The sequence below is a fragment of the Plantactinospora sp. B5E13 genome (genome assembly GCF_039871775.1).
Taxonomy (GTDB): Bacteria; Actinomycetota; Actinomycetes; order Mycobacteriales; family Micromonosporaceae; genus Plantactinospora.
In genome coordinates this window covers 102469-115069 of record NZ_JBDPLT010000017.1, presented here as the reverse complement: position 1 = coordinate 115069, position 12601 = coordinate 102469, and the positions used below count along the sequence as shown (strand labels likewise).

The 12601-nt window shown below is 71.8% G+C and carries 12 protein-coding genes and 1 riboswitch; of the genes, 7 read left to right on the top strand and 5 right to left on the bottom strand.

Features of this window, described 5'->3' with window-relative positions; genetic code table 11:
* Window positions 1-98 precede the first annotated feature (98 nt).
* The gene (locus ABGB05_RS18060; protein ID WP_347654577.1) at window positions 99-764 is read left to right on the top strand and encodes a hypothetical protein; all 666 of its coding nucleotides are present in this window, start codon (window positions 99-101) and stop codon (window positions 762-764) included.
* Here ABGB05_RS18060 and ABGB05_RS18055 read toward each other — a convergent pair.
* Together ABGB05_RS18055 and ABGB05_RS18050 are read right to left on the bottom strand one after the other, a co-directional pair.
* Window positions 727-1332, bottom strand: a complete 606-nt coding sequence (locus ABGB05_RS18055) for a hypothetical protein (protein WP_347654576.1) — start codon at window positions 1330-1332, stop codon at window positions 727-729. The two genes, ABGB05_RS18060 and ABGB05_RS18055, sit on opposite strands and share 38 nt — an antisense overlap.
* Before the next feature lie 176 nt (window positions 1333-1508).
* A complete protein-coding gene (locus ABGB05_RS18050) occupies window positions 1509-2213 on the bottom strand; it encodes a type 1 glutamine amidotransferase domain-containing protein (RefSeq protein WP_347654575.1) in 705 nt (234 codons plus the stop codon).
* A gap of 135 nt (window positions 2214-2348) precedes the next feature.
* On the opposite strand from ABGB05_RS18050, the gene ABGB05_RS18045 reads away from it, so the two are divergent.
* The 4 genes from ABGB05_RS18045 to metE all read left to right on the top strand — a co-directional run bounded on the left by ABGB05_RS18045 (window position 2349) and on the right by metE (window position 8331).
* Complete coding sequence (locus ABGB05_RS18045) at window positions 2349-3272, top strand: LysR family transcriptional regulator (RefSeq protein ID WP_347654574.1); 924 nt, start codon at window positions 2349-2351, stop codon at window positions 3270-3272.
* Between the two features lie 204 nt (window positions 3273-3476).
* Window positions 3477-3857 (top strand): alpha/beta fold hydrolase, encoded by a 381-nt coding sequence (locus tag ABGB05_RS18040; RefSeq protein ID WP_347654573.1) that lies wholly within the window; start codon window positions 3477-3479, stop codon window positions 3855-3857.
* 633 nt (window positions 3858-4490) lie between these two features.
* Window positions 4491-5531 carry a glycoside hydrolase family 11 protein gene (locus ABGB05_RS18035; RefSeq protein WP_347654572.1) on the top strand — a complete coding sequence of 347 codons (1041 nt, stop codon included), beginning with the start codon at window positions 4491-4493 and terminating at the stop codon, window positions 5529-5531.
* A gap of 213 nt (window positions 5532-5744) precedes the next feature.
* A riboswitch (cobalamin riboswitch) is annotated at window positions 5745-5964 on the top strand.
* A gap of 114 nt (window positions 5965-6078) precedes the next feature.
* Window positions 6079-8331, top strand: a complete 2253-nt coding sequence (gene metE, locus ABGB05_RS18030) for a 5-methyltetrahydropteroyltriglutamate--homocysteine S-methyltransferase (RefSeq protein ID WP_347654571.1) — start codon at window positions 6079-6081, stop codon at window positions 8329-8331.
* Between the two features lie 57 nt (window positions 8332-8388).
* Here metE and ABGB05_RS18025 read toward each other — a convergent pair whose 3' ends face one another.
* On the bottom strand, window positions 8389-8868 hold the full coding sequence (locus tag ABGB05_RS18025) for a hypothetical protein (protein WP_347654570.1): 480 nt from the start codon (window positions 8866-8868) through the stop codon (window positions 8389-8391).
* Between the two features lie 120 nt (window positions 8869-8988).
* Window positions 8989-9996, bottom strand: coding sequence for a zinc-binding alcohol dehydrogenase family protein (locus tag ABGB05_RS18020; RefSeq protein WP_347654569.1), 1008 nt, complete (start codon window positions 9994-9996; stop codon window positions 8989-8991).
* A 74-nt stretch (window positions 9997-10070) separates the two neighbouring features.
* On the opposite strand from ABGB05_RS18020, the gene ABGB05_RS18015 reads away from it, so the two are divergent.
* Window positions 10071-10424 carry a helix-turn-helix domain-containing protein gene (locus tag ABGB05_RS18015; protein ID WP_347654568.1) on the top strand — a complete coding sequence of 118 codons (354 nt, stop codon included), beginning with the start codon at window positions 10071-10073 and terminating at the stop codon, window positions 10422-10424.
* Here ABGB05_RS18015 and ABGB05_RS18010 read toward each other — a convergent pair.
* Window positions 10414-11844 carry an MFS transporter gene (locus tag ABGB05_RS18010; protein ID WP_347654567.1) on the bottom strand — a complete coding sequence of 477 codons (1431 nt, stop codon included), beginning with the start codon at window positions 11842-11844 and terminating at the stop codon, window positions 10414-10416. The two genes, ABGB05_RS18015 and ABGB05_RS18010, sit on opposite strands and share 11 nt — an antisense overlap.
* 79 nt (window positions 11845-11923) lie before the next feature.
* Between ABGB05_RS18010 and ABGB05_RS18005 the strand changes: the two genes are divergently transcribed.
* Window positions 11924-12544, top strand: a complete 621-nt coding sequence (locus ABGB05_RS18005) for an ABATE domain-containing protein (RefSeq protein ID WP_347654566.1) — start codon at window positions 11924-11926, stop codon at window positions 12542-12544.
* Window positions 12545-12601 lie beyond the last annotated feature (57 nt).

Here is a 12601-nt window from a genome sequence, read left to right as displayed (position 1 = left end):
GGTCCGGGACGGCACCCGGCGTATGGAGTGCACTCCGAACTGGGATAGGAATACGGAGAGCCACGCATGCTTTCCGCACCACCCGAGAGGACGACCACTTGCGCCCCCCGCTTCGGGCCGTCGCCGTACTGGCGGCGACCGCCGTGCTGATCACCGGCTGCGGCTCCGGTGACGACTGGTCCCGGCCGCATGCCAAGCCCAGCGCCGTCGGCACGCTCGGCCCGGGATTCGTCCACCCCACCACCAGACCGACCCCGGAGGCGACGGTCACGCCCCAACCCGGCTCCTGGAACGGGGTCCACCCGTCGAAGGACTACCGGGTGGTGCTGCTGACCACGGGTGACGACGCCCCGACGAAGGCCGTCGTGACGGCGGTCAACGACTGGGCCGAGGACGAGAAGGTCGACCTCCGGACGGTGGTCGCCAAGGATGACCAGGACCTGGTGCCCAGCATCACCCGGGCCATCGACATGCGGCCGGACCTGATCGTCAGCGCGGGCAACAACCTGGTCGACCCCCTCGCGCTGGTCACCGCGAGCCACCTGGCGCAGCAGTTCCTCGTGGTCGGGGCGGAACTGGCCGAGCCGACCCACAACGTCACGGCGGTCGACTGGTCCGGCGCGTCGTTCCGGGGTGAGGGGCTCGGCATGTCCTCGACCTACGACCCCGCCTCGTTCACCGCCGAGCGCTGTGCCGACGCGATCAGGGCGGGCGTCGCGGCCGTACTCAACGACCTGACCGGGATCGTGGTCTGGCTCGGCTGAGCGACTGCTGTCGGTGGGTCGGATAGTCCGTGTAACCGCTGGCGCCGCCGGTGTAGAAGGTCGCCGTGTCCGGTTCGGTCTCCGGCAGGTCGTCGCGCCAGCGCCGCACGAGGTCGGGATTGGCGATCGCCGGACGGCCGACCGCGACCGCGTCAGCCACACCCTCCGCGACGAGTGCCGCCGCCCGGTCCCTGGTGCTCGTCGTCGAGAATCCCGTGTTCGCGACGAGTGGTACGCCGGCCCGCGCCCGTAACTGTTGGACGATCGCAGCGGCGGGCCGAGGGTGCACGACGTTGAGATAGCCGAGACGCAGTGGTGCGAGCCCGTCGGCGAGGGCGCCGTACGTCGCGTGCAGGTCCACCGGGTCGGGCTCCAGGGCGTCCTGGATATTGAGTCCGGGCGACAGCCGGATCCCGACCCGGGAGCCGCCGATCTGCCGGGCCACCGCCGAGACGACCTCGATGACAAACGTGCCCGGGCCAGTGGTCCACCGCCGTACCCGTCGGTGCGGCGGTTCGACCAGGCCGGGTACCCGGGTCCGGCGCGTGGTTTCCGATTCGGTTGCCATGAGAGTTCGGACCTTCGCGATGTTCGACGGGCTCGACGCGACCGCCGGCCACGCGAGAAGGCGCGACCGCCGGCCACGCGAGAAGGCGCGACCGCCGGCCACGCGAGAAGGCGCGACCGCCGGCCACGCGAGAAGGCGCGACCGCCGGCCACGGAAGGAGCCGGGTGGCCCCGGGGTCAGTCGGCCCTACCGAGCCGCTCCAGCAGGGTGGCGGCCAGTCGGGCCGACGAGGCGGGGTTCTGCCCCGTGATCAGGTTGCGGTCGACGACCACGTACGGCGCCCAGGCGGCGCCCTCGCTGAACTGCACACCGAGCGCGACGAGGCGGTCCTGGAGCACCCACCTGGCCCGGTCGGCGAGACCTGCCTGGGTCTCCTCGATCCGGGTGAAACCGGTCACCCGGTAGCCGCGCAGCGGCGACCCGCCGTCCGGCGTCCCGGTCGCCAGCAGCGCCGCCACCCCGTGACAGACCAGCGCCAACGGCCGGCCGGAAGTCAGGGTCTCGGTGATCACCCGGGCCGAGTCGGCGTCGCCGGACAGGTCCTCCATCGGACCGTGGCCGCCCGGGTAGAAGACCGCCACGTAGTCGGCGGGGTCGACGTCGGCCAGGTTGATCGGCCGGTGCAGCGCCTCCGTCTCGTCGAGCAGTGCGACGACCGCGTCCGCGCCCTGCTGCCCGCCGTTGCGGTCGGGGGTCAGGCTGGCCCGGTCGACGGTGGGGACGACACCGCCCGGGGTGGCGACCACCACCTCGTATCCGGCGCCGGTGAGCGCCTGGTACGGGGCGGCGAACTCCTCGCCCCAGAAGCCGGTGGGATGCCGATGCCCGTCGGCCAGCGTCCAGTGGTCGGCGCCGGTCATCACAAACAGGATTTTCGCCATGTCGTGTACTCCGTCGGTCGGTTCCGGCCGGGGTGGCCGGAGGGTTCCTGACCAGCGGCGCAGGTACGCGTACGCCGGTCTGACGGTCCCGACGGTAGGCCGGCGCCCCCTCGGCAAACCAATAGGATTACTGGCGTGGACCCAAGGAATTCCGATGGCTCTGCGGGCCGCCGGCCGCTCGATCTGACCCAGTTGCGGACCTTCCTGGCGGTCTACCGGGCCGGCTCGCTGACCGAGGCGGCCCGCCGGCTCGGGCTGGCCCAGCCGACCGTGACCGGTCAGATCCGCTCGCTCGAACAGCAGCTCGACCACCAGCTGTTCGAACGGCTGCCGCGCGGCGTGGCCCCCACCGCCGTCGCACACGACCTGGCCGCCCGGATCTCGGCGCCGATGGACCAGCTCGCCCTGGTGGCGGACCGGACCACCACGGCACCGGCCGAGCCCGTGCACCTGGGTGGCCCGGCCGAGCTGCTGGCCGTCCGAGTGCTGCCGGTCCTCGCTCCGCTGGTCGCCCGGGGCGTACGGATACGGGTCAGCGCCGGGCTCGCCGACGACCTGCTCGACGGTCTCCGCGCCCGTCGGCTCGACCTCGTCCTGTCCGCGATCCGTCCGCGTGGGCGCTCGGTCGTCGCCACTCCACTGATGGACGAGGAGTTCGTGCTGGTGGCCGCCCCGACCTGGGCTGCCCGGATCGGCCCGCTGGCCGCCGACGATCCGGCGCCGCTGGACGACGTACCACTGATCGCCTACGCCGAGGATCTGCCGATCCTCCGCCGCTACTGGCGACACGTGTTTCGCAACCGGCTGACCAGCCCGCCCGCGCTGGTGGTCCCGGACCTGCGCGGCGTACTGGCCGCCACCGTGGCGGGTGCCGGGGTCACGGTCCTGCCGCGGTACCTCTGTGTCGAGGAACTGCGCACCGGGGCCCTGGTCCCGCTCCTCGAACCCGAGGAGCCGCCGATCAACACCGGCTTCATTGTCGAACGTGCCAACTCCGTACCCGATCCGGCGGCGACCCGGGTCCGGGACGTCATCCTCCGGGCCGCCCGCGCCTGGTAGTCGCCGCTCCGCCCGCAGGTCCGGCCGCTGCACCCGCACCGGCGGGGCAACACTATCGTCAGTGCGTACCGGTTGAACCGGTACGCGCGACGAGCGGCCGCCCGGCCGGCCCCGCCGCACATGAGGCGCCACCGTTCGGCCCGGTCCCGCCCGGATCGCGAGGCTGGCGGTGGCGCCGTCCCAGCGCTCAACCAGAGGTGTCTTGTGTTCACTCGTGACGAACTGAACGTGGACGGGGTCCACATCGAACGGGCCCGGCCCGACAGCGAGCCGACGGCGCCGCCGATCGTCTTCATCCACGGCGGCAGCCACGGCACCTGGCTCTGGGACAACTGGCTGCCGTACTTCGCCGCCACCGGCCGGACCTGTCTCGCGTTCAGCTGGTTCAACCACAACGGGTCGCGGAAGCTGCCGGAGGAGCAGTTCCTGGCCCGGTCCATCGCGGCCGTCACCGAGGAACTGGAGATCGTGGCCGGACAGGCCGGACAACCACCGGTGCTGGTCGCGCACAGCATGGGCGCCCTGGCGGCGCCAGCTACTTCGGCGCCGACTACCTGGCCCTCAACGACCGCGGGCACAGCATGATCCTCGAGCCCCGGTGGCGGGAGACCGCCGGGCGCATCCGGTCCTGGCTCGACCGGGCGACCTGGTAGCCCCGTCCCGGCCGCACGGCAGATTTTCCGGCCCCGACACCCCCGGTGTCGGGGCCGGACCCGTCTGCCGGCGTTGCCGCCGGCACCTGCGATGCGGTACGACGGGAGGAGTGCCCCGGACCGGACGGGTGCGGTCCCCGGCGACAGCACCCGGGCAACCACGCTCCGGAAGATCTCCGGAACTTTCGGCGGCACCACCCCGGATCCGTCCCCCGGAGTCTCGGCGCTCCGACCCCGGGTCCGACCCGGCTCCGCACGACTGCTGACCAGGTCAGCTGCCACTCAGGACAAATTCCGAGGCCAGGGCCGGGTTTCCACAACGTTTCCGATAGTTGTTGACAAGGCAACGAGGCGAAGCCAATACTGTCGCCATCGACGGCTCTCAATCACCGCCGATACCACCCACCGCGACCTACTCCTCCGGTCGTCGAGCAGGGCGACCGGCCCCACCACCACCGCGCGGTACGACGCCGACATCCGGCGGTCGCCCCGGCCACCGGCAGCCCCTCGGCGGGTCGCCCGCGCTGCTGGCCCCGGCCAGCCGTCACGAGGAGGAAGGCAGTACATGAACGCACCCCCCGTCCAGTCCAGCGGACGCAGACGCGGACGCCTCAGGATGCTCATCGGCAGTGCCTGCGCCATCGCGCTGGTCACCGCCGGCATGACCACGCTCGTGAGCAGCCCCGCCCAGGCCGAGGCCGACCGGCAGGTCTGCTCGAACACCACCGGCAACCACAACGGGTTCTACTTCTCGTTCTGGAAAGACAGCGGCGACGCCTGCATGGTGCTGCGCGAGAACGGCCGGTACTCCAGCTCGTGGAGCAGGAGCACCAACAACTGGGTCGGCGGCAAGGGCTGGGCCACCGGTAGCCGCCGGACGGTCAGCTACTCGGGCACCTACAACCCGGGTAACAACAACACCTACCTCGCCCTGTACGGATGGACGCGGAACCCGCTCATCGAGTACTACGTCGTCGAGAACTTCGGCAACTACAACCCGAGCAGCGGCGCCCAGCAGTTCGGCACGGTGACCACCGACGGCGGCACCTACAACATCCTGCGCAGCCAGCGGGTCAACCAGCCGTCGATCGACGGCACCGCCACGTTCTACCAGTTCTGGAGCGTCCGCCAGTCGAAGCGGAGCAGTGGCACCATCACCCTCGCCAACCACTTCGACGCCTGGGCCCGCGCCGGCCTGAACCTCGGCAGCAGCTGGGCCTACCAGGTCATGGCGACCGAGGGCTACCAGAGCCAGGGAAGCTCCGACATCACCGTCCGCGAGGGCAGCGGCGGCGGCAACCCCAACCCGAACCCGACCACCACGCCGCCCGGCAACGGTGGCGGTAGCTGCTCGGTCAGCGTGAGCCGCGCCGAGGACTGGAGCGACCGGTTCAACACGACCTTCTCGGTCAGCGGCACCAACAACTGGGTCGTCACCATCCGCACCAACGGCGGCCAGAGCCTGCAGAACAGCTGGAACGCGTCGATCAGCGGCACCAGCGGCACGCTCACCGCACGCCCGAACGGCAACGGCAACAACTTCGGCATCACGCTCTACAAGAACGGCAACAACACCACACCAACGGCGACCTGCGCGTCCGGCTGACCTGACGCGTGCGGTGGGGTGCCGACGACAACCGGCACCCCACCCACCAGCGGTGGACCACGGTCATCCGGCGGAACCCTCCCTCACGGGACAACGGTTCCGCCGGATGACCGTTGTCTTCGGCGCGGTTCACCGACCTCGGTGCGGTTCACCGACCTCGGTGCGGTTCACCGACCTCGGTGCGGTTCACCGACTCCGGTACGGCGACGACGTACGATGCTCGACAGTGCTGGTTCGCCCCGTCTTCCGAGTCGGGGCGTCGTAAGAGGGAACCCGGTGCGAGTCCGGGACTGCCCCGCAGCGGTGAGTGGGAACGACCGCCGTCATCGAGCACTGGACCCCGTACGGGGTCTGGGAAGCGACGGCCAGTAGGAGACCGGTACGCCGGTCGCGCCCACGAGTCCGAAGACCTGCCCGCACCGCGTACACCGAGGGTGTGCGCCGCCGACGGCCTCTCGGGAGGGCCAGGGCGGAAGCGCGCCTGGCGTGCCCTTCCCCCGTGCCCGTGCCGAGCGACCGTCGGGCACTTCGAGGGAGGGAATCCTTTGTGACCACCGGATTCGGACAGAGCACCGTGCTCGGCTACCCGCGCATCGGCGGGAACCGCGAACTCAAGAGAGCCGTCGAGGCGTACTGGGCGGGCCGGATCGACGCCGCCGCGCTGGAGCGCACCGCGGCCGGGCTGCGTGCCGAGGTCTGGCAGACGCTGCGTGACGCGCGCCTCGACTCGATCCCGTCCAACACGTTCTCCTACTACGACCACGTGCTCGACACCGCGGTGGCGGTCGGCGCGGTGCCGGACCGGTTCGCCCGGCTCGGACTGGGCGAGCTGGACACGTACTTCGCGATGGCTCGTGGGGTGGCGGCCGAGCCGGCGCTGGAGCTGACCAAGTGGTTCGACACGAACTACCACTACCTCGTGCCGGAGATCGGCCCGGAGACCGTCTTCGCGGCGAACCCGGCAAAGGCGCTGGCCGAGTACGCCGAAGCCCGGGAGCTGGGAATACGAACCCGGCCCGTACTGGTCGGGCCGGCCACGTTCCTGCTGCTCGCCAAGCCCACCGCCCCGGACGGTGACCCGTTCGACCGGCTCGACGACCTGGTCGGGACGTACGCCGAGATCCTGCGGGTGCTGGCCGGGGCCGGCGTCGAGTGGGTGCAGCTCGACGAGCCCGGCTACGTCGCCGACCGCAGCCCGGCCGAGATCAGCGCGCTGCGCGACGCCTACACCCGACTCTGCGCCGCGCCACACCGACCGAAGATCTTCGTCGCCAGCTACTTCGGCGAACTCGGCGACGCGTTGCCCGCCCTGCTCGACACGCCGGTCGAGGCGATCGGCCTGGACCTGGTCGCCGGCGGCCCCGGCAACCTGACCAGGCTCGCCGGTGCCGGCCCGCTGCGCGGCCGGACGATCGTCGCCGGACTCGTCGACGGCCGCAACATCTGGCGTACCGACCTGCGGGCCGCGATCACCGCCGGCGCTGTCGTCACCGGACTCGCCGACCACGTCGCCGTCGCCACCTCGTGCTCGCTGCTGCACGTGCCGGTGGACCTCGCCACCGAGACGGCACTCGACCCCGACCTGCGCCGGCGACTCGCCTTCGCCCGGCAGAAGGTCGACGAGGTGGTGCTGCTCAGCCGCGCGCTGCGCGACGGCACCACCCTGCTGCCCGAGCCGCTGCCGGCCGTTCCGGCCGAATGGCGCGACAACACGGTACGGTCGCGGCTGGCCACCCTGACCCCGGCGGACCGGCGACGTGGCCCGTACCCGGAGCGGGCTGCCGCCCAGCAGGCCCGGCTCGCGCTGCCGCCGCTGCCGACCACCACCATCGGCTCGTTTCCGCAGACCGACGAGTTGCGTCGGGCCCGCGCCGAGTTCCGGGCCGGCCGGCTCGACGAGGCCGGTTACCGCCAGCGGATGCGTACCGAGGTCGAACAGGTGATCCGGCTGCAGGAACGGCTGGGCCTGGACGTGCTGGTACACGGCGAGCCGGAACGCAACGACATGGTCCAGTACTTCGGCGAGCAACTGGCCGGGTTCGCCGCCACCGAGCACGGTTGGGTGCAGTCGTACGGCTCGCGCTGCGTCCGCCCGCCGATCATCCACGCCGACGTGGCCCGCCGGGCTCCGATGACGGTCGAGTGGTCCCGGTACGCCCAGTCGTTGACCGAGCAGCCGGTCAAGGGCATGCTCACCGGCCCGGTCACCATCCTGGCCTGGTCGTTCGTCCGTACCGACCAGCCGCTCGCCGACACCGCCGACCAGGTCGCCCTCGCCCTGCGCGACGAGTGTCACGACCTCGAGGCCGCCGGAATCGGGGTGATCCAGGTCGACGAGCCCGCGCTGCGGGAGACGCTGCCGCTGCGGGCTGCGGACCAGAAGGCGTACCTGGACTGGGCGGTCGGCGCGTTCCGGCTGGCCACCAGCGGTGTCGCCGACGACACGCAGATCCACACCCACCTCTGCTACAGCGAGTTCGGGGAGGTCATCACCGCCATCGACGCCCTGGACGCGGACGTCACCAGCATCGAGGCGTCCCGGTCGAAGATGGAGGTGCTCGACGACCTGGCGGCGGTCGGCTACTCCCGGGGCGTGGGTCCGGGCGTCTGGGACATTCACTCACCGCGGGTGCCGTCGCCCGACGAGGTGGTCGACGCCCTACGCCGGGCGGTCGCCGCCGTGCCCGCGCAGCGACTGTGGGTGAACCCGGACTGCGGCCTCAAGACCCGTGGTTATCCCGAGGTCGAGGCGTCACTGCGACACCTGGTCGCCGCCGCACGCGAGGTACGCGCCGGTTGAGGCGTCGGGTGGGGGCATCGCCGCGCGGTGCCCCCACCCGGCCTTTCGGCGTGGGGCTCACATCACGTAGGTGAGACTCGCCCAGAAGACGAGGACGGAGGCGGCGAGCAGGCCACCGAGGGTGCTGCCCATGAAGGCGAGTGCCGGGGCGGTCCGGAGCCGGGTCCGCGCCACCAGGTAGACGCCGACGGCTCCGATGAAGGCGATGACCGCGAGGTAGAGCACCAGCAGGAAACTGGCGGTGACCACGGCCGCCGCGCCGACGGCGGCCAGCACCGCCCGCCGTCGGCCGAGGTCACGCTGCAGGACCAGGTAGGCGAGCGCGCCGCTGGACAGGGCGACAACGCCCAGCACGGCGGGCAGCGCCAGGTGGGCGAGATAGATCATGAGCGCGAAGAGCACCGCGACGGCCGCCGTCGCACCGGCGGCGGCCCACCCCGCCCGCCGCCGGCCGAGGTCACGCAGCAGACCCAGGTAGGCGACGGCGCCGGCGAAGAGGGCGGTGCCGCCGACAAGGATCACGAGGGACGAGTCCACGGTCTTCCTTCGGCCGGGCGGAGGTTCGTCGGACACCCGGATGGTACGTCGCATCGACCACCACGGTTGCCCGACGACACTCGTCCGGGGGATTCGGCGGGTGACGCCCGGCGCCGGCGGTCAGAAGCCGGCGAGGACCACCTTGCCGATCGTCGTGGAGCTTTCCAGCAGTTCGTGCGCGTGACGCAGGTTCGCCGCGTCGATCGGGCCGAGCTGTGTGGTCAGCGTGGTCCGGATCCGCCCCTCGTCGACCAGTCGCGCCACCTGCTCCAGCAGGTCGTGCTGGGTCGGGTCGGTGGGCAGGAACAGCGGTCGGGTGAACATGAACTCCCAGTGCCAGCCGATGCTCTTGGCCTTGAGCGGTAGCAGTTCCAGGCCCGCCGGCTCGTCGAGGGCGACGATGTGGCCCCGGGGACGGACGATCTCGGCGTACCGCTCGATGTTGCCGGCGGTGAACGGGCTGATCAGGTAGTCCACCCCGGCCGGGGCGACGGCGCGGACCGACTCGACCAGGTCCCGGTGGTCGGCCACGTGGTGCGCGCCGAGGTCGGTGGCCCACTGCCGGGACTCGGGCCGGGACGCGGTGGCGACCACGGTCAGGTCGGTGAGGGTACGGGCGAGCTGGATCGCCATCGATCCGACGCCGCCGGCCCCGCCGAGCACCAGCAGGGTGCCGGTGCTCTGTCGGGTCAGGGCGAACGAGTCGAACAGCGCCTCCCAGGCGGTGATCGCGGTCAGCGGGATCGCCGCCGCCTCGGCGAAGCTGAGGCTCGTCGGCTTGTGCCCCACCACGTGCTCGTCGACGGCGTGGAAGCGGGAGTTGCTGCCCGGTCGGCCGATCGAGCCGGCGTAGTAGACCTCGTCGCCGACCCGGAACCGGGTGACCTCGGACCCGACCGCCACCACCACACCGGCGGCGTCGTAGCCGAGCACCTTGATCTCGTCGCCCGCCGGGGCGACGTTGGCCCGGACCTTGGTGTCGACCGGGTTCACCGACACCGCCTCGACCCGGACCAGCAGGTCGTGCGGGCCGGGTACGGGCACCGGGAGCTCGGTGTCGACGAGACTCTCCGGATCGTTCACAGGAAGGCTGCGGCGGTAGCCGACCGCCGGCATCAGTTCGGTCATACCCGCACGGTATGCCCCGATTGGTGGTTACCGTCAAGGGACAGTAGTTCCCAACGGGTAGTACGGTGGTGGACATGCCCGAGACCTGCGGACCCCGCGACGTGTACGCCGCCGCCTGCCCCTGCCGGGACATGCTCGACCTGCTCGCCAACAAGTGGAGCGCGCTCGCCCTCGGCGCGTTGGAGGAGGGTCCGCGCCGGTTCGGCGCCATCCGGGACCGGCTGGAGGGGATCAGTCCGAAGGTCCTCACCCAGACGCTACGCCGCCTGGAGCAGCACGGTCTGGTCGAACGCACCGTCTATCCGGCGGTCCCGTTGCACGTCGAGTACGCCCTCACCCCGCTCGGCCGGGACGCCTGCGAACCCCTGACCCGGCTGCGGGTGTGGGTGGAGCAGAACATCCACCGCTTCCCCGCCGTCACCGGCTGACCGGGCTGCGGGCGTCCGTCCCGACAGAACGTGGTCCGACGGCCGGTGGCCGCACTGTCCGCCGCCGGCCGGGCCCCCGCTCCTCGACCGACGCCCCGGGCCGACCGCCACCGGCAGGTCCGACGCCGGCGTCTCCACCGGCAGGTCCGACGCCGACGCTGATGCCGGCGTCGACGCTGATGCCGGCGTCGACGCTGATGCCGGCGTCGACGCTGATGCCGGCGTCGACGTCGGCAGCGTCGGACCCGGCCCGGTGAGGGGCGGCGGGTCGGACGAGTCGTTCACCGAGAGCCAGCGCCAGGGCGACGGCGCCGATCAGCGCGCCGATCAGCACCGTGCTGGCCACGCCGTGCCTCGGCAGCGCGAGGCCACCGACAAAGGCGCCACCGGTGATGCCGACGTTGACCGCCGCGGAGACCGTGGCGGCGGCGAGGTCGGAGCGCCCGGGTGCCACCTGCAGCACAAGACCGCCGAGCGTGGCGGTGAAGGCGGCGAACGCCAGCCCGGCGAGCGCTATCAGGCCCACGGCGACCGCCGGTGTCTGACCGAACGTGTAGAGCCCGAGGAGCGCCGCCGACTGCACCGCCACGGTCGCGGTCAGGGCGAGCCACGGGTTGCGGTCCACCGCTGCGCCGATGACCAGGATGCCGAGCACGCTGGCGATGCCGCGCGCCAACAGGATGGCCCCGATCGACGAGGCGGAGAACCCGCTCACCTCGGTGACGAACAGGGCGACATAGGTGTAGGCGGCGATGGCACCGGCGGTCGCCAGCACGGCCACCGTCACCAGCAACCAGAATCGACGGACGTCGGGGGTCGCTCCTCGGGCGGCGTGGCCCTCCTCCGGCCGTCCCGAGGGCAGCAGCGACGCCACCGTGACCAGCACGACCGCACCGAGTCCGGCCACCGCCAGGTACGACGCCCGCCAACCGGCCCGCTCACCCAGCCAGGTGCCGGCCGGAACGCCCAGGGTGAGCGCGACGGTGCCCCCGGCGAACACGACCGAGACCACCCGCCCGCGCAGTCCGGGTCGGAACAGTTCGGCGGCGGCCGGCACGACCACCGCCCAGAACAACGCGTGCGTCGCGGCGGTCGCCATCCTGGCCACCAGCATCAGTGTGAACGTGTCCGCGAAGACCGTGACCGCGTTGCTGACCACAAAGCCGGCCAGGAGCGCCGAGAGCAGCCATCGGCGTGGGACCCGCCGGACCAGCGCGGTCAACGGGACCGAGGCGACCATGACCACCGCGCCGTACACGGTGACCAGCATGCCCACCTGAGACGGTGGCACCGCCAGGTCGCCGGCCATCGGCAGCAGCAACCCGATCGGCAGCGCCTCGGCGGTGGTGTAGAGGAACGTCCCGGCGGACAGGCCGATCAGTGCCCCCACCGCCCGCCAGCGCGGACCCGACCCTGCCATAGTTACCCCCTAAATCGCTTACGATGGCAACATCGTAGTGACGCCCTCCGATCCGGGGCAACTGGTAAAGTGAGTTTTGATGGAAACAGTCGGGGACGTCAGACGGATGCGCCTGGTGGGCGGCAACCCCGCCCTGGACTTCGTCAACACCCGCAGCGGACCGCCTGACGGCCCACCGGACGACGACACGCTCACCGGCTACCCCGAGTTGGTCGCCTGGGGCCGGTACGCGGGCGTCCTCGACACCACAGCCGCAGCGACGCTGGACCGACTGGCCGGCGAGGATCCCGACGCCGCCCAGGCCGTCTTCGCGCGGTCGCTGCGCACCCGCGACCTCCTCGACGAGATCTTCCGGGCACTGGCCGCCGACGGGAACCCGAGCACCTCCGCACTGGCCCGACTACGGGACGACGAAGCGGACGCGCTCGCGCACGCAGAACTCGACCCGGGAACCCCGTACGCCTGGACCTGGCACGACGACCGGACGCTGGTCCGACCGCTACGCCCGGTGGTGCACGCGGCGGTCCAACTCCTCACCACCGGCACCCTGGACCGGATCAAGGGATGCGGCGGCTGCCGCTTCGTCTTCGTCGACGAGAGCAAGAACCGTAGCCGCCGCTGGTGCAGCATGGACGACTGCGGAACCGCCGAGAAGATCCGGCGCTACGTCGCCGCACGGCGCACGCGTACCGCCCGGTGAGCGCGGGTCCCGCCAGCGCGCCGAGTCGACCGTCCCCCGCGCATCCGTGACGCGATG

What these genes read in the sequence shown, in the direction of transcription:
- ABGB05_RS18055 (WP_347654576.1), bottom strand. Translation starts at nt 1,332, where the DNA reads ATGGCAACCGAATCGGAAACCACGCGCCGGACCCGGGTACCCGGCCTG.
- ABGB05_RS18050 (WP_347654575.1), bottom strand. Translation starts at nt 2,213, where the DNA reads ATGGCGAAAATCCTGTTTGTGATGACCGGCGCCGACCACTGGACGCTG.
- ABGB05_RS18035 (WP_347654572.1), top strand. Translation starts at nt 4,491, where the DNA reads ATGAACGCACCCCCCGTCCAGTCCAGCGGACGCAGACGCGGACGCCTC.
- ABGB05_RS18020 (WP_347654569.1), bottom strand. Translation starts at nt 9,996, where the DNA reads ATGACCGAACTGATGCCGGCGGTCGGCTACCGCCGCAGCCTTCCTGTG.
- ABGB05_RS18015 (WP_347654568.1), top strand. Translation starts at nt 10,071, where the DNA reads ATGCCCGAGACCTGCGGACCCCGCGACGTGTACGCCGCCGCCTGCCCC.
- ABGB05_RS18010 (WP_347654567.1), bottom strand. Translation starts at nt 11,844, where the DNA reads ATGGCAGGGTCGGGTCCGCGCTGGCGGGCGGTGGGGGCACTGATCGGC.
- ABGB05_RS18005 (WP_347654566.1), top strand. Translation starts at nt 11,924, where the DNA reads ATGGAAACAGTCGGGGACGTCAGACGGATGCGCCTGGTGGGCGGCAAC.